Annotated in this window: 19 protein-coding genes; 3 read left to right on the top strand and 16 right to left on the bottom strand. The window is 64.8% G+C overall.

Features of this window, described 5'->3' with window-relative positions; genetic code table 11:
- Positions 1-435 precede the first annotated feature (435 nt).
- Positions 436-1,938 carry a lytic transglycosylase F gene (locus KQH53_20510; GenBank protein ID MCB2229070.1) on the top strand — a complete coding sequence of 501 codons (1,503 nt, stop codon included), beginning with the start codon at positions 436-438 and terminating at the stop codon, positions 1,936-1,938.
- 170 nt (positions 1,939-2,108) lie between these two features.
- On the opposite strand, the gene KQH53_20505 is transcribed toward KQH53_20510, so the two are convergent.
- The 5 genes from KQH53_20505 to KQH53_20485 are packed head-to-tail and all read right to left on the bottom strand — an operon-like array spanning position 2,109 to position 5,290.
- Positions 2,109-3,356 carry a (Fe-S)-binding protein gene (locus tag KQH53_20505; GenBank protein ID MCB2229069.1) on the bottom strand — a complete coding sequence of 416 codons (1,248 nt, stop codon included), beginning with the start codon at positions 3,354-3,356 and terminating at the stop codon, positions 2,109-2,111.
- Between the two features lie 4 nt (positions 3,357-3,360).
- Positions 3,361-4,074 (bottom strand): respiratory nitrate reductase subunit gamma, encoded by a 714-nt coding sequence (locus KQH53_20500; protein MCB2229068.1) that lies wholly within the window; start codon positions 4,072-4,074, stop codon positions 3,361-3,363.
- A 20-nt stretch (positions 4,075-4,094) separates the two neighbouring features.
- Complete coding sequence (locus tag KQH53_20495) at positions 4,095-4,331, bottom strand: sulfurtransferase TusA family protein (protein MCB2229067.1); 237 nt, start codon at positions 4,329-4,331, stop codon at positions 4,095-4,097.
- Positions 4,332-4,361: 30 nt separating this feature from the next.
- A complete protein-coding gene (locus tag KQH53_20490; protein ID MCB2229066.1) occupies positions 4,362-4,952 on the bottom strand; it encodes a DsrE/DsrF/DrsH-like family protein in 591 nt (196 codons plus the stop codon).
- Positions 4,953-4,996: 44 nt separating this feature from the next.
- Entirely contained in the window at positions 4,997-5,290 is a 294-nt protein-coding gene (locus tag KQH53_20485) for a metalloregulator ArsR/SmtB family transcription factor (GenBank protein ID MCB2229065.1), read from the bottom strand.
- Between the two features lie 216 nt (positions 5,291-5,506).
- Between KQH53_20485 and KQH53_20480 the strand changes: the two genes are divergently transcribed.
- Entirely contained in the window at positions 5,507-6,880 is a 1,374-nt protein-coding gene (locus tag KQH53_20480) for a sigma 54-interacting transcriptional regulator (GenBank protein MCB2229064.1), read from the top strand.
- An 87-nt stretch (positions 6,881-6,967) separates the two neighbouring features.
- Positions 6,968-7,561, top strand: coding sequence for a peroxiredoxin (locus KQH53_20475; GenBank protein ID MCB2229063.1), 594 nt, complete (start codon positions 6,968-6,970; stop codon positions 7,559-7,561).
- A 66-nt stretch (positions 7,562-7,627) separates the two neighbouring features.
- Here KQH53_20475 and KQH53_20470 read toward each other — a convergent pair whose 3' ends face one another.
- The 11 genes from KQH53_20470 to KQH53_20420 form a co-directional block, all read right to left on the bottom strand.
- Positions 7,628-8,443 (bottom strand): EF2563 family selenium-dependent molybdenum hydroxylase system protein, encoded by an 816-nt coding sequence (locus KQH53_20470; protein MCB2229062.1) that lies wholly within the window; start codon positions 8,441-8,443, stop codon positions 7,628-7,630.
- Between the two features lie 86 nt (positions 8,444-8,529).
- The gene (locus KQH53_20465) at positions 8,530-9,510 is read right to left on the bottom strand and encodes a D-glycerate dehydrogenase (protein ID MCB2229061.1); all 981 of its coding nucleotides are present in this window, start codon (positions 9,508-9,510) and stop codon (positions 8,530-8,532) included.
- Positions 9,511-9,532: 22 nt separating this feature from the next.
- Positions 9,533-10,444, bottom strand: coding sequence for a sugar phosphate isomerase/epimerase (locus KQH53_20460; GenBank protein ID MCB2229060.1), 912 nt, complete (start codon positions 10,442-10,444; stop codon positions 9,533-9,535).
- A gap of 19 nt (positions 10,445-10,463) precedes the next feature.
- Positions 10,464-11,315, bottom strand: a complete 852-nt coding sequence (locus tag KQH53_20455) for a branched-chain amino acid ABC transporter permease (GenBank protein MCB2229059.1) — start codon at positions 11,313-11,315, stop codon at positions 10,464-10,466.
- Between the two features lie 36 nt (positions 11,316-11,351).
- A complete protein-coding gene (locus tag KQH53_20450) occupies positions 11,352-12,272 on the bottom strand; it encodes a branched-chain amino acid ABC transporter permease (GenBank protein ID MCB2229058.1) in 921 nt (306 codons plus the stop codon).
- Between the two features lie 14 nt (positions 12,273-12,286).
- Positions 12,287-12,979 (bottom strand): ATP-binding cassette domain-containing protein, encoded by a 693-nt coding sequence (locus KQH53_20445; protein MCB2229057.1) that lies wholly within the window; start codon positions 12,977-12,979, stop codon positions 12,287-12,289.
- Positions 12,970-13,740 (bottom strand): ABC transporter ATP-binding protein, encoded by a 771-nt coding sequence (locus KQH53_20440; GenBank protein ID MCB2229056.1) that lies wholly within the window; start codon positions 13,738-13,740, stop codon positions 12,970-12,972. The genes KQH53_20445 and KQH53_20440 overlap by 10 nt, the downstream gene beginning before the upstream one ends.
- Positions 13,741-13,813: 73 nt before the next feature.
- On the bottom strand, positions 13,814-15,058 hold the full coding sequence (locus KQH53_20435) for an ABC transporter substrate-binding protein (GenBank protein MCB2229055.1): 1,245 nt from the start codon (positions 15,056-15,058) through the stop codon (positions 13,814-13,816).
- A 92-nt stretch (positions 15,059-15,150) separates the two neighbouring features.
- Positions 15,151-17,547: a xanthine dehydrogenase family protein molybdopterin-binding subunit gene (locus tag KQH53_20430; protein ID MCB2229054.1), complete on the bottom strand. Its 2,397-nt coding sequence runs from the start codon at positions 17,545-17,547 to the stop codon at positions 15,151-15,153.
- Between the two features lie 17 nt (positions 17,548-17,564).
- A complete protein-coding gene (locus KQH53_20425) occupies positions 17,565-18,038 on the bottom strand; it encodes a (2Fe-2S)-binding protein (protein MCB2229053.1) in 474 nt (157 codons plus the stop codon).
- 10 nt (positions 18,039-18,048) lie between these two features.
- Positions 18,049-18,972, bottom strand: a complete 924-nt coding sequence (locus KQH53_20420) for an FAD binding domain-containing protein (protein MCB2229052.1) — start codon at positions 18,970-18,972, stop codon at positions 18,049-18,051.

Genomic DNA, 18,972 nt, shown 5'->3' with positions numbered 1-18,972 from the left:
TTGATCATGTCTATGAAGTTGGCGATGCTTCTAAGTGCGTTCATGCGCTACTCCCCAGGGAGCCGGTTGCGGGATTATTGAATCGGCGACAAAGCCTACCGGGTGCACTACATTACTACAAACAGACTATATGTACCGTAGGCCCTCTCCTGGTGACAAGGGCTAATTGCTAGTAGGTGTTGAGAAAACCGGCACGAGTCCCGTCCGGGCATCCGGCTTGGCCGGGGCGGGCCGGGTAGGCGGCGGGAGGGGGCGAAAAGCCGGGGCATGGCCTCTCCGGGGCAAAAATTTGAGCATTCGCAGGCCCCACTTTAAGCCAATTCGCCCCCCCACGCCAAGGGGATGTTCCAAGATGGGGCTTGGCTTTAGCTCCGTCGAAGGGCAATATTTATTATCAAAGGGTACAAACCGTGCTCTAGCGGAGATAACAAACCCATGTTTAAAGGCAAATCCTTGACCGCCCGCGCCCTGGCCGCGACCCTGGGCTTTCTCTTGCTGACCCTGTCCGTTTGGGCCGCCGCCCCGGTTGCCCGCGCGGCGGTGGACGACATGAAGCCCGAGGAGTTTCTCAAGAACGTCAAGAAGCCCTGGAAGGGCGACCTTGAGGGCATGGTGAAACGCCGGGCGGTGCGGGCCTTGGTGGTCTACAGCAAGACCAACTACTTCCTGGACGGACTGACCGAACGCGGCCTCACCTACGAGGCCATGCAGCAGTTCGAGAAATACCTCAACCAGCAGCTCAGGAAGCAGGGCAAGAAGAAGAAGCACCTCAAGGTGCACGTGCTGCTCTTCCCGGTGGCCCGCGACAAGCTCCTGCCCTACCTGGCCGAGGGCAAGGGAGACATCGCCGCGGCCATGCTCACCGTGACCCCGGGCCGCCAGAAGCTGGTGGCCTTCACCAACCCCTTTGCCAAGGACGTCAAGGAGCTGGTGGTCACCGGACCGGGCGCGCCCAAGATCGCCAAACTGGAGGACCTGGCCGGCAAACGGGTCTACGTGCGCACGTCCAGCAGCTACGCCGAAAGCCTCAAGCGGCTCAACAAAGAGTTCAAGAAAAAGGGCCTCAAGCCCGTGCGCATCGAGCCGGCCGACGAGAACCTGGAGACCGAGGACATCCTGGAGATGGTCAACGCCGGTCTGATCAAGATCACCGTGGCCGACAACTACCTGGCCGAGTTCTGGGCCAAGATATTCAAGCAGATCAAGCTGCACCAAAAGGTGTACGTGGACCAGGGCGGAACCATCGCCTGGGCCATCCGCAAGGACAGCCCCCAGCTCATGAAGATGCTCAACGGCTTTGTGAAAGGCCACAAAGCGGGCACCCTCATGGGCAATATCCTCATCAAGCGTTACCTGGAAAACACCAAATTCGCGCGCAACCTCATGGCCCCCGAGGAGATCAAGCGCTTCGACCAGACCATCAAGTATTTCCGGAAATACTCCGGCGAGTACGGCTTCGACTGGCTGATGATCACCGCCCTGGCCTATCAGGAGTCGCGTCTCAACCAGAAGCTCAGGAGCTCGGCCGGGGCCATCGGGGTGATGCAGATATTGCCCTCCACCGCGGCCGGAGCGCCCATCGAGATCAAGAACATCACCGTGCTGGACCGCAACATCCACGCCGGGGTCAAGTATCTGCGCTTCATCTACGACCAGTACTTCAAAGACGACAAGAAGATGGACCAGCTGGACAAGGTGCTGTTCACCTTTGCCGCCTACAACGCGGGCCCGGCCCGGGTGGAGCAGCTGCGCAGGCGGGCGGTGAAGATGGGCCTGAACCCCAACGTGTGGTTCCGCAACGTGGAGCAGGCGGCGGCCCGGGTCATCGGCCGCGAGACGGTGCAGTACGTGGCCAACATCTACAAGTACTACATCGCCTACCGCATGATCATGCACCAGCGGAGCGAGCGGGCCAAGCTGCTCGACAAGAAAAACTAGACCGGGACCGGCTTGGCGAAAAAGTAAGGGGCGCCCCCTAGGGGGCGCCCCACCGCATTGAGGAGTGCGGAAGAGGGGCTGAGTGACGGGGCGGGGGCGCCAAGGGGCCCGGGGTAACGATCGGCGCTGCTCTACGCCGCCCGGACCGGTTGAGTTCCTCCCCCCCGGGGTCAGCCCTGCACCAGGGCCTTGGCGGTGAGGTCGGAGAGGTACTCCACCTTCACGCCCAGGCCGTAGTGATCGTTCAGGTCGCTCAGCTGGGTGTGGCAGTTCTCGCAGGCGGTGCAAAGCACCTCGGCCCCGGTGGCCTTGACCTGCTCGGCCTTCACCTTGGCCGAGGACATGCGAAAGTCCTTCTCGCCCATGGCCACCAGGCCGCCGCCCCCGCCGCAGCACCAGTTGGCCTGGCGGTTGGGGATCATCTCCACGAAGTTGTCGGTCAGGTGCTCCAGCACGTAGCGCGGCTGTTCGTAGATGCCGCCCTGGCGGGCGATCTGGCAGGGGTCGTGATAGGTGACCTTGCCCGGGAGCTTCGTCTTGTCCAGCTTGATGCGGCCTTCCTTGACGTAGCGGGCGATGAGCTCGGCGAAGGTGATGACCCCGAAGGGCTTCTCGCCGCTCATATGCTTCATCACGCGGTAGGCGGTGCCGCACTCGCAGATCACCACCTCTTTCACGTTGAGGCGCTTGGCCTCCTCGATGATGCGCCCGGCGATCTCCTTGGTCTTGGCCGGGTTGCCCACGAAGGCCCCGAAGTTCACCGCCTCGAAGTAGCTCAGGGACCACTTCTCCTTGGCCGCGTTCATGATGGCGGCCGCGGGAATGATGGAGTGCTTGCCGGCCAGGGCCACGTAGAGCACGCTCGCGTCCTGCACGTCCAGGGGCACCACCTCCTCGCCGCCCTCGGAGCGCCAGCGCTCCAGAACCTCTTTCTCCAGGTTCTTGGCCGCGGCGGCGAAGTTCTCCTTGGTCTTTTCGATGGTCTTACCCTTGGCGATGGACATGTCGGCCAGCATGGTGAGCGTCTTGGGCTCTTCGTTGGCCGCGATGAGCATCATCTTGGCGATGCCCTGGATTACCCCGGTGTCGATGCCAAAGGGGCAGTAGGTCATGCAGCGGCGGCAGCCGGTGCAGGTGTAGGCGGTCTCGTAGACCTTCTGCATCCAGTGGTCACTGAGCTCCACCGCCTCGTTGAGCTTTTTGGCGATCTTGCCCTTCTTGAAGTACTCCTCGTAGAGCCGGCGGATGTTCTGGGCGCGGCCCACGGCGCTGTAGCGGGTCTCCGGCGAGGAGGCGTAGGCGTGGCAGGCCTCGATGCAGATGCCGCAGCGCGAGCAGTTGTCCAGATACATCTTGGCCGCCTGGCTCAGGCGCTCGCCAAAGGTCTCGATGATCTCTCTTTTCAGCTTGGCGTCCATGGCTCTAGCCCCTCCTCAGCTTGTTCAGCGGGATGGCGAAGAAGGTGTGCATGATCTTGCTGAAGGGCAGCACCATCAGCAGGAGGTTGGCCAGGAACACGTGCACCACCAGCACCACGTAGTGGCCGCCGTCGATGGTCTCGGCCGGATCGGCCCAGGAGAAGTGGAACAGGCCGTTCAGATAGGCCCCGAAGTCCTGCTTGGTGAGCACAAAGCCGTTCTCGCTCCAGGAGTTGGCCCAGGAGATGATGTCCCCGCTCATGGCCGTGCAGAACAAGAGGAACAACAGCAGGTAGTCCGCCGGCACCGAAATCTCGCGCAGCGGGGTTCCGAAGCGGCGCAGCAGGAAATAGAGGATGGCCGCGGTGACCACCACGCCCACCGCGCCGTTGCCGATCATGTCGCCGGAGTCCGCGGGGTAGATGTTGAACCAAGGCAGAAGGTCCAGGTGGGCCAGGATGAGCACCGCGATGCCCAGGTGGAACAGGATCAGGGCCACCCAGAAGCTGGGGTTGTGACGGCGCACCGTGGGCATGCTGAGGGAGCCCCACACCGGGCTGGGCACGGGGTGGTCCTTGTCGGGGAACACCTTGAGGGTGAAGGGGTGGGCGGGGGTCTTGGCCACCCGCGCCACCTTCACCGCGATTCCCACGAGGCACCAGGCCACGGCCAGGTAGACCATGGGAACGGTGACTAGATAGAAGATCTGATTGACCATGATTCCGGCGCCTTCTGGGGTTAGTTATTGCGCTTGACGAAAATCTTGATGAACTCGCCCTGCTCGGAGCCCAACACCTCGTTGCCCGAGGTCTCGGCCCAGGCCGGGAAGTCGCTCAGGGAGCCGGGGTCGGTGGTGTGCACTTCGATGACCTGGCCCACGTCCACGGAGCCGATCTCCTGGCTCATCTTGACCACGGGCATGGGGCAGGGCAGGCCTTTGAGATCCAAAACCTTGTCGGCGGCGTAATCGGACATTGCTATTCCTCCTAGGATTGTTGGCTTGGGTTAGATGAAAAGCTGGTTCACGGAGTTCTTGGCATGGGCCAGGAAGGTGGCCACGCCCACGAAATCCATGCCGGGGTAGTCGATGAGTTCCTCGTGCTTGAAGCCCATCAGGTCCATGGACATCTCGCACACCTTGATCTCCACCCCCAGGGTGGCCGCGATCTCGAAGAGCTGGTCCAGGGTGGGGGCGTTCTTCTTCTTCATGAGGCCCCTCAGCATGCTGGTGCCCATGCCGCCCATGTTCATCTGGGAGAGCTTGAGCTCATTGCGGCCCTTGGGCAGCATCCAGCCGAACATCTTGGACATGAAGTCCTTGCCCCCGGCCTGCTTCTTGGCGTCGCGCAGGGCGGCGGTACCCCAGAAGGTGAAGAACATGACGACCTTCATGCCCATGGCCGCCGCGCCGGTGGCGATGATCATGGAGGCCAGCATCTTGTCCAGGTCGCCCGAGAAGACCACCATGGACAGCTTGTTCTCCGGCCCGGGCTTGATGCCCGCGACCTGATGTTTGAGTTCGTCCAGCTGGCCCTGCAAGGCGGCCAGGTTCATCTCCTGGTTGCCGTCCAGGCTGACGGCGGCTTCGGCGTTCATGGCACACTCCTCAAAAAAGAAACGGTTGCGATTTAAATCGGTCTCTAGCGCGAGCAGCCCTGCAAACAGCCGATCAGGTCCTTGATGCGGGGCTCGGCCAGGGTGTAGCGCAGCTCCCCGCCGATCTTGACCGCGCTGACCAGGCCGCTCATGCGCAGGATGCGCAGTTGCTGGCTCACCGCCGAGGAGGACCGGCCCATGTCTTCGGCCATGCCCATCACCCGTTGGTCACCTTCGCAGAGCATGGCCACGATCCTCAGGCGCAGGGGGTGGCCCAGGGCTTTGACCACTTCGGCCAGGCTTTCGGCCCTCTCTTGATCCACGGCCAGGGCATTCACGGCGGATATTCCTTCCTTCGGATATGCAAACTTTTGCATGTCGTGATTTCGCGATATGACAAAGCAGGGGATGTGCCAAGGCGGGCCCAAAGGGGCAATTAACAGCTAACCATCTGCAATTAATTAAAATTATTTTATAGCCCATTTAGATGGTGGGTGTTTAAATGTTCCGGTATATTGTTAAGAGATTTAACACCGATTAAACGGATGGGACTTATGGGCATCCATTTGGGAGAGCATTGGGCCACCGTGGCCGACACCCTGCACGACGGCCTGTTGGTGGTGGACGACACCGGGTCCATCGTGGCGGTGAACCCGGCGGGCGAGGAGCTGACCGGCTACAAGAAAGAGGATCTGGTGGGCCAGAACTGCCGGGTCCTCAACTGCACCGGCTGCAAGGTGATCGGCAAGGGGCGCGGCGAGGACTACTGCGGCCTGTTCCGCCAGGGCTCGGTGACCTCCAAGCGCTGCACCATCACCAACGCGGCGGGCCAGCCGGTGGACGTGCTCAAGCGGGCCTCGGTGCTCAAGGACGCCGAGGGCCGGGCCATTGGCGCGGTGGAGACGCTCACCGACCTTAGCGAGCTGATGCGCCGCGACCAGCAGATAAGCCAGCTTAGGCGCACCCTAAAAGGGGCCGACGGCTTCCAGGGCATGATCGGCCAGTCCCCGGCCATGCGCCGCCTCTATAGATTAGTGGAAACGGTGGCCAACTCCGCCGCCCCGGTCTTGATCCAGGGCCAGAGCGGCACCGGCAAGGAGCTGGTGGCCCGGGCCATCCACAAGCTGGGCCCCCGCGCCGAAGGCCCCTACATCCGGGTGAACTGCGCGGCGCTCAACCAGGACCTCTTGGAGAGCGAGCTCTTCGGCCACGTGAAGGGCGCCTTCACCGGGGCGGACCGCGACCGACTGGGCCGCTTCGAGGCGGCCCAAGGGGGCGACATCCTTTTGGACGAGGTGGGCGATCTGCCCCCGGCCACCCAGGTGAAGCTCCTGCGGGTGTTGGAGGAAAAAGAGATCGAGCGGGTGGGCGACCACCAGCCCATCCCGGTGGACGTGCGCATCATCGCGGCCACCCACCGCGACCTGCCCGAGCTGATCCGCGAGGGCCGCTTCCGCGAGGACCTTTTCTACCGCATCGAGGGGGTGCCCATCCTGGTGCCGCCGCTCAACGAGCGGCGCGAGGACATACCACTGCTGGCCTCGGAGTTCCTGGAGCGGGCCGCGGCCAAGAACGGCAAGCTCATCACCGCCCTTTCGCCCGCGGCCATGCGCGCCCTGGAGGGCTACGCCTGGCCGGGCAACGTGCGCCAGCTCAAGCACGCCATGGAGTACGCGGCGGTGCTCTGCCCCGGCGGGGCGGTGGAGCCGGAGCATTTGCCCGCCAAGGTGCTGGGAACGGACGCCGAGGCCCCGGCCGCGGCCGCCCGCCCCTCCCGCCAGGGCCGCCACATGTGCGCCGAGCTGCTGGAGGCGCTAAAGGCCACCGGCGGCAACCAGACCCGCGCGGCCGAGCTCTTGGGCGTGAGCCGGGTTACGGTCTGGAACCGCATCAATCGCTGCGGCATCGATTTAGAGAGGGATTTGTAGGCGGCTGGAGCGCTCCAAAAGGAATTTGCTTCGGAGCGATTTGCTATTCTAGAGGCTACGAGGGGAACAACTCAGGGGAGCGATGCGATGAAAACCGTGCTGATGATTCTCGCCCTGGCCGTGTCTCTGGCCGTGGCGCTTCTGGCCCTGGCCGGGGAAACCTCGCTCAAGCAGGAGATCTTCCAGCCGGGCAAGCTCAAGCCGGTGGACAGCAAGACCGCCCTAAAGCCCGGCGACAAGGCTCCGGAGTTCACCCTGCCGGGCATCAGCGGCAAAAAGGTGAGCCTGGCCGAGTTTCGCGGCAAGAAGATCGTGGTGCTCTCCTTTGTGCCCGCCGCCTTCACCCCGGTGTGCTCGGGCCAGTGGCCGGGCTACAACCTGGCCGAGAAGGAGTTCACCAAGCGCGGCGCGGTGGTGCTGGGCATCAGCGAGGACAACACCCCTTCCCAGTTCGCCTGGGTGCAGGCCATGGACGGCCTGTGGTTCCCGGTGCTCAGCGACTTCTGGCCCCACGGTAAGGTGGCCTCGGCCTACGGCGTCCTGCGTAGTAACGGCACGGCAGAGCGCGCCCTGTTCGTCATCGACCGCGATGGCATCATCCGCTACATCGACGTGCACGACATCAACCAGCGCCCCGACCTGGGGGTGCTCATGGCCGAGCTGGACAAGCTGAACAAGTAGCCGGCCCCTAAAAGACCGGAGGCGGCCTAGTGGCCGGCTCCCAGGGGCAGACGCTGAGCGTTCAGCTTAGCAGTTGAACTTGTGCAGGATGCCTTCCAGCACCGACCCACCGATGGCGCGGGCCTTCTCGCTGATGGTGTTGAGATACTCCAGCTCGCCGCGCGGGTCCACGTCGCCCACCTTCCAACCAGGCTCCACCACGATGCCGGGCCGGATGAGGCCGCGCAGCACGCCGCCCACCTTGGCCGTCACCTCCTGGCCGTTCACCACGGCCACCGCCTCGCCCTCGGCCACCGCGTCGCCCAGCTGGTGCAGGGTCTCGAAAGGCCCCGCCGCCGGGGAGCGCAGCACCCGCTGATGGGTGAAGCCCGCGATGTTGCCGGGCTGTCCGGTGTTGGCCGCGGCCGGGCCCTCATAGATCAGCCGGCCCAGGTTGTGGCCCCGGTTGGTCTCGATGACCAGGTCGGCGTCGGTGGGCGCGGTGAAGCCGGGGCCCAGACCGATGGTCAGGGGGGCCATGTCCGCGCGGAGGCCGGTGTTGCGTTTGGCCAAGAGCGCGTCCACCACCACCAGGGGCTTCAGGTGGTGGCGGCAGGCGGTATCGGGGTCCACCAGGACCGGCAGCTCGCCGGCGTCCCAAGTGGGCTGGAACTCTTCGGGGCCCCGGACCAGGCGGGCGGTGAGGCCCTCCACGGTCTTGGCTCCGTCGTACACCGCCTCGCAGAAGCTGACCGCGCGGCGCACCGCCAGGGGCTGGGGCACCTCGGTCAGGGCCACGCGCAGACCGGCGCGGTGCAGGCGATAGGCCACACCGGTGGCCATCTCGCCGGCTCCCCGGATCAACACGGGCATTCCCTTGAGGCTGGTGGATTGAGAACTCACGGTAAAGCTCCTGAAAAGATCGCCGGGCGTGGCGTCCCGCCTAAAAATTAAAAAATCGGCGGTGCGCCACGCCCAGCGTTGGGGGGCTAGTCGAACACCTCCGGATTGAGGCAGTTGGGCGGGACCTTACCCTCGATTAGGCAAGCTTTCAAGTTGTCGTAGTCCAACATGCCCATGGCGGTGCGGGTTTCGATGGAGGCGCTGCCGATATGGGGCAGCAGGACCACCGAGGGATTGGCCACCAGGTCGGGATGGATGGCCGGCTCGTTTTCGAACACGTCGATGCCCGCCCCGGCGATCTCGCCGCTTTTGACGGCCGCGGCCAGGGCCGCCTCGTCGATCACCTCGCCGCGCGCCGTGTTGATCACATAGGCGGTGGGCTTCATCTTGGCGAACTCGTCCGTGCTCATCAGGTGGTGGGTCTCGGGGGTCAGGGGCACGTGCATGGAGATGAAGTCCGACTCCCTGAGCAGGGTGTCCTTGTCCACGCACTTGGCGCCCACCTTGGCCTCCAGCTCGGGGGGGCAGGCATGGGCGTCGTGGTAGAGGATATTCATGTCAAACCCGGCGGCGCGCTGGGCCACGGCGTAGCCCACCCGGCCGAAGCCCATGAGGCCCAGGGTCTTGTGGTGCACGTCGGTGCCCAGGAACAACAGAGGCGCCCAGCCATCGTACTTGCCGGCCCGGGCGTACACGTCGCTCTCGCACAGGCGGCGGGCGGTGCAGAGCAAAAGGGCCATGGTCAGGTCGGCGGTGGTGTCGGTGAGCACCCCGGGGGTGTTGGTCACGGCCACCTTGTGGGCGGTGCAGGCGGGCACGTCGACGTTGTTGAAGCCCACCGCGTAGTTGGCCATGATCTTGAGCTGCGGCCCGGCCGCGTCCAACACCTCGTCGTCGATGCGGTCGGTGAGCAGCGACACCACGCCGTCCTTGCCGGCCACCCCGGCCAGAAGCTCCTCGCGGGTCAGCACCCGGTCGTTGGGATTGCACTCCACGTCGAAAGCGGACTCCAGGGCCTCCATGGCCCCTTCGGGTAGACGGCGGCAAACGAAAATCTTGGGTTTCATAGCAAGCCTCCTCGGGCTTTTTTTACAGTTGGGCCCAGGCCAGGTTCATGACCCGTTGGGCATTGGCGATCACCAGCTCCGGGTCCTGGCCCTCCATGGGCTTGATCTCGAAGCTGACCATGGGCCGCTTGACCCCGTCCAGGAAACCGATCTCCTTGAGCACCCGCAAGAACTCCAGCACCTCGGGAACGTCGTTCACCGAACCGGGGGTGCCGAAGATGGGGTGGTAGTCGCCGTAGCCGGGCATGCCCTCCACGGTCACCGCGTTGCCGATGTGCGCGGCCATGAGATAGGGCACCACCGGCTCCAGGGCCTCTTTGGGGCTCTCGCCCAACAGCGGGATGTGGCTCAGGTCCACCATCAGGCCGAAGTTCTCGTGATCGGCCCGGACCATCCGGCCCACCCGGGCGGCCAGGGGCGCGGGGCCCAGGAGGCAGCACTTGTCCACGTCGCAGTCGAAGACCTCGGCGATAACCGGCGGGCCGCCCCGCTCGGCCGAGTAGGCGCAGAGCCGGCCCAGGGAAGCCGCCAAGGCCTCCACCGCCTGCTCGCGCTTGTCCGCGCCCGGGTCCTTGCCCGAGAGCACCACGAAGCTTTCGGCCTCCATGTAGATGGCCTCGTCGATCAGCTCCTCCAGGCGGGCCACGGCGGCCAGGCGCTCGTCGTCGTCCAGGGAGTTGATATTGAGCCCGCCGCCCAGGATGGGCGGGTGGGCCCCGAAGCCCACGGCCAGCTTGGCCAAGCGGCACACATCGCGGACGCGCTCGCGCTCGGCCGGGTCGGCGATGTGGGTTATCTCGATGGCCGTGAAAAAGGTGTCCCGGCCGATGCGGGCGGCGGTTTCGGCCCAGGGGCCCTCGCCGCCCCCCAGCTGGGGATAGGCCATGAAATGGACGATGCCCATCTTGAGGTAGGCGTCCATGGGGGTTTGCATCAGGATTCCTCCCTTGACCTTAGGCGCTGGCCTCGATGGGCCGGAAGATGAGCACCACCGCCATGACCACATAGACCGCGGCGTCGGCCGCCGAGGAGACCAGGTACACCGCGGTGAGCGAGTGCACCAGTCCCAGGCCGAAGGCGGCGACGGCGGTGCCTTTGAGGTTGCCCATGCCGCCCACGATCACCACCGCGAAGCACAGGATGATGATCTCGAAGCCCATGTAGGGGTCCAGGGTGGACAAGGGGGCGTAGAGCACCCCGCCCAGGGCGGCCAGGGCGCTGCCGATGATGAACACGATGGCGAAGTAGCGCTCCACCCTGATGCCCAGGCTGCGCACCGCCTCGCGGTCCTGCAACCCGGCCACCACGATCTTGCCCACCAGGGTTTTCTTGAAGAACAGGCTGAGGCCCACGAACACCGCGATGCTCAGAGCGATGATGATCACCCGGTAGGCGGGCATCTGCAGGCCGCCGAAGTACCACAGCTCGCCGATGGGGTCGCTGATGGGCAGGGGGCTGGCCCCGAAGAACCACTTGAGCGCGTCCGCGCCGATCAAGAGCACCGCGTAGGTGGCGATGATGGCGTAGTCGATGCTCTGGCCGTAGAGCCGCCTGATGATGAAGCGCTCTATCAGATAGGCCAGGGGTATGCTCACCACCACGGCCGCGATGGCCCCCACCAGGAAGTTGGCTCCCAAGAGGGTGGCCACGGTGTAGAGGGCATAGGCCCCCACCGCGTAGATCAGCCCGTGGGCGAAGTTGACGATGCCCATGGCCCCGAAGGTCAGCGACAGGCCGATGGAGATGATGTACAGGATGCCGCCTATGGTCAGGCCGTAGAGTATGGACTGAATAAAGTTAATCATGGCTGGCTGCCTTGTCTTTGCCCGTGATCGGATGAGCTACAGTTTGCGCGCATAGCCCCAGATCCCCTTGCGGAACCAGAAGGCGAAGGCCAGCAGGGCCACGCCCAGGAACATCTCCCAGCGCACGATGTAGGAGGCCAGGTAGTTGCTGATGGTCATGAAGGCCGTGCCGCCCACGATGGCGCCCATCACCTTGCCCGCGCCGCCCATGAGCGCCGCGAAGATAACCTCCACGTTGCGCGAGGGGGCGATGAGGCTGGTGTTGCAGTAGGCCAGGTTCACGCTGGTCAGCGCGCCGGCGAAGCCCACGATGGCCCCGGAGATGATGAAGGTCACGTACTTGTACATGAAGGTGTTGTAGCCCAGGAACTTGACCCGGGTTTCGTTTTCCTTGATGGACTTGAGCAGGATGCCGTAGGGCGAGCGCACCAGGCGCAGCACGATGAAGGTGACCAACAACAGCGAGCCCAGGCAGAAATAGAAGCGGAAGGTGGCGTCGTTGAAGTCGATCCACCCGTAGCTGTTGAAAAACAGGCTCAGGCCGTCCTCGCCGCCGGTCCATTCGTGCAGGGGGCTCAAGACCAGATAGGCTCCCACCTCGTTGAGCGCGAGGTTCAATAGCGCGAAGGCCGCCGCCGAGGTCTTTACCACCACCGTGCCCAAAAGGGCGGCCAGGGCCGCGCCCAGGGCGATGCCCACCAGGATGGAGATGAAGGGATCGGGGTAGATCCAGTTGGCGAACATGCTGCAGCCATAGGCCCCGGCCCCCAGGTAGAGCATGTGGCCGAAGGAGAGCTGGCCCATGTGCCCGTAGAGCAGGTCGAAACCGATAACGAAGATGCAGAAGATGATGAAGTCGGTGATCTTGGGCAGGCTGGTGGCGTAGCCGTAGATGAGGAACAGCACCGTCACCAGGGCCAGGGTCAACAGCGGGTTCTTTTCGATTTTTGCTAACATGCTTCCCCCTCCCCTTATAGCTCGTCTTCATAGGAGGACGGGTTGGCGATGGTCTCGGGGTCGGTGATCTCGCGGGAGAAGACGCCTTCCTTCATCACGTAGACCCGGTCGGCCAGGCGCGAGACGGTGGCCAGGTTCTGCTCCACCACCACCATGGTGATCTTGGACTTCATGGCGGCCAGGATGTTGATGATCTCGCCGATGATGATGGCGGCCAGGCCCTCGGTGGGCTCGTCGATCAACAACAGCTTGGGATCGCCGATCAGGGCGCGGCCGATGAGCAATATCTGGCGCTCGCCGCCGGAGAGGCCCTTGGCCTTGGCGTCCAGGAGCTTTTTCATCTTGGGGTGGATGTCCACCACCTTGGCGATGGCTTGGTCCAGGCTCACGCGGCTGGGATGGGCGGCCAGCTCGATGTTCTCGCGAACCGTCAGCTCGCCGAAGACCCGCTTGTCCTGGTAGACATATTTGAGCCCCGAGAGCGCCACGTCTTCCAGGGACTTGCCGGCGATGGAGAGCCCCTGGAACTTCACCTCTCCGGCGGCGGGCTTCATGAAGCCGCCGATGGTCCGGAGAAGGGTGGTCTTGCCCGCGCCGTTGCGGCCCACCACGCACACCAACTCACCTTCATTGAGGTGCATGGAGACGTTGTGCAGGACCTGGGCGTGACCGTAGCGCACGTCGAGGTTTTCGACGCTCAGTAACATACCATGTCTTCCTTGCCCCAGTAGCATTCCTTGACCTTGGCGTCGCAGATGACTTCCTGGGGGTTGCCGTTACACACCAAAGCCCCCTCGTTGATAACGCACAGGCTTTCCACCAGGTCCATCAACTTGGATATCTTGTGTTCAATGATCACAATGGTGAATTGGCCTTTGATTTTCTTGATCACCTCGGAAATGTGGGCGATGTCTACCAGGCTCAGCCCGGCGAAGGGCTCGTCCAAGAGCAGGATCTTGGGGTTCAGCGACAGAGCGATGGCAATCTCCAGCTCGCGCTTTTCGCCGTAGCCCATGTCCCCGGTGAGGGTGTCGGCCTTGTCGGCGATGCCCAGGGTGTCCAGCGCCTCGCCGCATTCCTTCTCCAGGTCCTTGTAATGGGCGTTCTTGAAGAAGAAGCGGCCCTTAGAGGCGTAGTCGCGCCCCTGGCGAACCCGGGCCAGCATCATGTTCTCCATCACGCTCATGGTGTCGAACACGCTGACCAACTGGAAGGTGCGGGCGATGCCCATCATCACCCTTTGGTAGGACGGCTCCTTGGTGATGTCTCGGCCCCGGAAGAAGACCTGGCCCTCGCAGGGCCGGAAATAGCCGGTCAACAGGTTGAAGAAGGTGCTCTTGCCCGCGCCGTTGGGCCCGATGATGCCCGCGGTCTCGCCTTCGCTCACCTGATAGGTGATGTCGTCCACCGCCACCAGGCCGTCGAAGCGCTTGGTGACTCCGGAGGTTGCCAGTATGGACTCGCCCATGTCTCTCACGTCCGGTTGGGGGTTGAAGGGGGGGCGGAAGGCCCGCCCCCCCGGTTAATCAATCCGCTGTTTCCTAGTAGCCTTCGGTCTTGAGCGGGGGCAGGTAGTCGTCGCCGGTGTAGGCGCCGATAACCTTGACCAGGTCCCACTTGCCCTTGCGCTCGGCCGGGGCCTTGCCCTGCACCACGAAAGCGCCGTACTTGAACACGGGCTGGTGGTCGATGCGCCAGGTGCCCGGGCCCTTCATGCTGGGGAAGGTAGGCTTGGCCATGATGGCCTTGGCGATCTTCATGGGGTCGGTGCTCTGGGCCTGCTCGATGCCGCGGATCAGCTCCTTGCAGCCCACGTAGGCCATGCCGGCATAGGGGTCGGGCGGGTCGCCGTAGACCTTGGTGTACTTGTCCACGAAGGACTTGCCCTCGGCGATGACGGCCTTGTCGGCGAAGCCTTCCAGGTTCCAGTACCAGCTCATCATGCTGTAGACGCCTTCCAGGGCCTCGGCGGGCACGCCGCTGCCGAAGACGTTGGTCATCCAGTTGAACCAAATCTTGGTGTGCTTTTTCAGGCCCAGCTCATGAGCCTGCTTGATCACCTGAATGGCGCCGGTGCCCCACTGGGCCATCATGCAGATGTCCGGCTTGGCCTGGGCGATCTTCTGGATGTAGGGGGTGTAGTCGGCGGTCTTGACCGGGGCCTCGTCGTAGATCACGGTGACGCCGTACTTGTCAAAGGCGGCCTTGGCGCCCTTGTACTGGTCGCGGCCGAAGGAGTAGGCCGGGGCCAGGAAGTAGACCTTCTTCAGCTTCAGCTTGGTGGCGATGTAGGCCGCGCCGGAGTAGCCGATGCTGTAGGCGGTGCCGTGGATGCCGAAGGTGGTGGGGGCCAGCTTGCCCTTCTCGAACATGTCCATGGGGGCCACGCAGCCGGCGATGTAGGGGATGGGCATGCGCCTCACCTGGTTGTTGAGCGCCTTGGCGATGCCCGCGAAGGTGCTGCCCACGATGCCCACGACCTTGTCTTCGTTCCTGAGCTCCTTGAACCGGCGCACGGCCACGTCGCCCTTGGTCTCGTCGTCCTTGACCACCGCCTCGAACAGCACCTTCTTGCCGTTCAGGGTGATGCCGCCGGCGGCGTTGACCTCGTCGATGGCCATCTTGGCGCCCTTCATCTGCACCGGGCCGATGGGCGAGGCCGGGCCGGTGAGCCCGAACATCAGGCCGATTTTCAGCTTGTCGGCCGCGATGCCCACGCCGGGCACGGCCAGCAGCAGGCTGAAGGCCACCAGGCAAGTAGCGAGGATAGTCAGTTTACGACTCATGTTCTTTCCCTCCCGTATGGGTGTAGGTTCTGGGTTGTCCCTTATGTCCGGCGGGCGCTCCCCGCGCCCGTTCGCTTACCGCATCAGAGCAACTAGTCTTGGGGCGGGCCTCCCGCCTCCTTCATGGCCCAGAAGATCCTCTCCGGATCGGCCGGCAAACGGCGCACCCGGCCGCCGCAGGCGTGGGTGATGGCGTTCAGGATGGCCGGAGTGGCCGGGATGTTGGGCATCTCGCCGATGCCCTTGGCCCCGTAGGGGCCCATCTCGTTGGTCTCTTCCAGGATCACCGGCTGGATGTCGGGCACGTCCAGCATGGTGGGCACCAGATAGCCTTGCAGGCTGGGGTTCTGGGTCACGCCCTGGTCCAGCACCACCTCTTCCATGAGGGCATAGCCCAGGCCCATGGCCACGCCGCCCTCGATCTGGCCCTCCAGGGCCTTGGGGTTGATGGCCTTGCCCACGTCGAAGGCGGCCACGTAGTCCTCCAGGGCCACCTCGCCGGTCTCCACGTCCACCACCACCTGCACCATGTGGGTGGAGTAGGTGTAGACGTGATAGGGGGCGCCCTGGCCGGTGTGGCCGTCCAGGCTGGGCTTGGGCGGGGTCCACCAGCCCTGGCCGATCATGCGCTTGCCCGCGGCCATGGTGGCTCCGGCCACCGCCGCGAACTCCAGGCTTTTCTCCGGGTTCTCCCGGTCGTAGATCTTGCGGTTCTTGGCCTCCAGGCGCTCGGTGGGCACCATGAGCATCATGGAGGCGGTGTCCATCAGCGACTCCTTCACCTGGCGGGCGGCCAGGATGATGGCGTTGCCCATCAGGGTGGTGGAGCGGCTGCCCACGGTGGGGCCGGACTCGGGCACCAGGTCGGTGTCCGGCTGCACGATGCGCACGTCCTCGGGCTCGACGCCCAGCTCCTCGGCGCAGATCTGGGGCAGGACGGTGAAGGCGCCCTGGCCCATCTCGGTGATGCCGGAGTACAGAAGCACCGAGCCGTCCTCGTGCAGGTGCACCGCCGCGCCGCAGCCGTCGCCGTTGGTGCCGATGCTGGTGCGGTACCAGCCCATGGCCACGCCCACGCCGCGCCGCTTGGTGTGGGCCTCGTCAGCCCAACCGCTGGCGGCGTATTTTTCGTCCCAGCCGAAGCGCTCGGCGCAGGATTCCAAGGTCTGTCTCAGGCCCACGCTCTGGTTGAGCACCTGGCCGGTGGCGGTCTGGGAGCCCAGCTTGAAGGCGTTTTTGCGCCGCATCTCCACCGGGCTCAGGCCCAACTCGGCGGCCATCTCGTCCATCATCTGCTCATGGGCGATGTGCACCTGGGGCGCGCCGAAACCGCGCATGGCCCCGCCGTAGGGATGGTTGGTGAACAGCAGGTAGGCGTCCACCTTGGCGTTGGGAATCTCGTAGGGCCCGGGCATCATGACCATGGCGTGCACGTGGCTGCCGCCGGCCGGGGGAATCTTGGGCCCCAGGGAGGCATAGGCCCCCTGCTCGTCGTAGATCACGCCCTGGAAGGCGGTGAGGGTGCCGTCCTTTTTGGCGCCCAGCTTCACCTCCATGATCATGGGGTGGCGCTTGGCGGTCTGGATGGTGACCTCCTCGCGCTCCAGGGTGATCTTCACCGGGCGGCCGGTGTGCACGGCCAAGACCGCCGCGCGGCAGGCCAGGTCGATGGGCGAGTCTTCCTTGCCGCCGAAGCCGCCGCCCATGTGGATCTGGCGGACCCGCACCCGGTTGATGGGCACGCCCAACACCGGGGCCACGTTGCGCCGGGTGGTGAAGGGCGCCTGCATGGGCCCCTCGATGAGCATCACCCCGTCGGGCTGGGGAATGGCCATCACCGTGTCGGGCTCCAGGTAGGCGTGCTCCAGGAAGGGCACCTGATAGGTGCGCTCCAGGATCACGTCGGCCTCGGCGAAGCCCATCTCCACGTCGCCCTTGACCAGCTTGTCGTCGGAGAGGATGTTGCCCTTCTCGTGAATTTTGGGGGCGTCCGGGGCCATGGCGTCGCGGGGGTCGAAGATCCCGGGCAGGACCTCGTACTCCACCTCGATGAGCTTCAGGGCCTCGTGGGCGATGGTCTCGGTCTCCGCGGCCACCAGGGCCACGCCGTCGCCGATGAAGCGCACCTTGTCCCCGCAGATGACCGGCTGATCGGGGATGATGGCCCCGAAGCCGTTGCGCCCGGGCACGTCCTCGGCGGTAAGCACCGCCGCCACGCCTTCGAGCTCCTTGGCCTTTTTGGTGTCGATGGACTTAATCAGGGCGTGGGGGTGCGGGCTCCGGAGAATCTTGCCGAAGAGGAAGCCCTCGGCCGGATAGTCCGCCCCGTACTTGAGCTTGCCGGTGACCTTGAGCGGGTCGTCGCGGCGGCGTACGGAGGTTCCGGCCACGGTCAGGGGCTTGTCGGCGGTGCGCAGCCGGCGGGCCAGGTCGGTGTCCTCCCTGGTCAGCACCTGGGTCTGGGTCTTGTCTTGGGTCTTGTCTTGCATTTCGACTTTCCCCTTACCTAGGACCGGGCCTTGGCCGCGGTCTGCACCGCCTGCACGATCTTGCGGTAGCCGGTGCAGCGGCAGATGACCCCGGAGAGGGCGTGACGAATCTCGCCTTCGTCGGGGTCCTGGTTTTCTTTGAGCAGGGCGGTGGCGGTGAGGATCATGGCCGGGGTGCAGAAGCCGCACTGGGCCGCGCCTTCGCCCATGAAGGCCTCCTGCAAGGGGGCCAGGGTGCCGTCGGCCATCTCCAGGCCTTCGATGGTGGTGACCTCGCGGCCCTGGGCCTTGATGGCGGGCATGAGGCAGGAGTTCACCGGCGTGCCGTCCACCAGGACGGTGCAGGCCCCGCACTCGCCCTCGCGGCAGCCGGCCTTGGTGCCGGTCAGGCCCAGGCCCTCGCGCAGCAGATCCACCATCAGGGTGTCCGGGGACACGCTTACCGTGGTTTCCTGTCCGTTCAGTTTGAAAGAAAGCTCCACAGTGCTCATGAGCGCCCCCTTACTTAACCGTGCAGCCGGCCTGGGCCAGAGCGGCGGCCAGGCCACGGCGCACGAAGACTTTGACCATCTCGGTGCGGTAGTCGCAGGAACCCCGCAGCAGGCTGTCGCGGGGGCTGCAGGTGTTGACGGCCAGCTCGCCGGCCTGGGCGCAGACCTCCAGGGTGGCGGGCTTGCCGGCCACGAAATCCTCGGAGCCCTTCTCGCGCAGGGGCGTGGGGGCCACCGGCCCCAGGGCGATGGCCGCCGAGGCGATGCTGGCCAGGTCCTCGCCGGCGGTGGCCTTCACCGCGCAGACCAGGATGGGCAGGTTGAGTGCCTTGCGCTTGGCCAGGCGCAGGTAGGAAGAGCCTTGGCCTTGGCCCAGGGCCTTGAAGCGGATGGCGGTAAGGATCTCCTTGCTGGGGTCCACCACCGTCTTGCCCACGCTCAGAAAGAACTCGCTGAGCGGCACCACGCGCTCGCCCTGGGGCGAGGCGATGGTCACTTCGGCGTCCAGGGCCAACAGCGGCACCGAGGCATCGGCCGCGGGCTGGCCGGAGACCAGGTTGCCGGCCAGGGTGGCCACGTTCCTGATCTGGGGAGAGCCCACCCAGCCGCAGCCGGTGGCCAGGACGGTGGCTTTTTCCTTGATCAGGGGCGAGGCGGCGGCCGCGGCGTGGGTCACGCCCCCGCCGATGACGATGTCGTCGCCGTCGGTTTCGATGCCGTCCATTCCGGGCAGGCGCGAGACGTCCACCAGGGCGGCGGCGTCGAGCTTCTTGCTGCGCAGCTCGGGGATCACATCGGTGCCCCCGGCGATGACGTGGGCTTTGCCGCCGTGGGAGGCCAGCATGTCCAGGGCCTGGTCCAGGCTGGTGGGGACCAGATACTCGGCCACGTCCAGCTTGCTGTGCCAGTGCAGCTTTTCAAAGGCTAGTGCCAT

The organism is Desulfarculaceae bacterium, assembly GCA_020444545.1.
Lineage (GTDB): Bacteria > Desulfobacterota > Desulfarculia > Desulfarculales > Desulfarculaceae > Desulfoferula.
The sequence above is the reverse complement of the archived record's forward strand: the minus strand, read 5'-3'. Positions and strand labels throughout refer to the sequence as shown.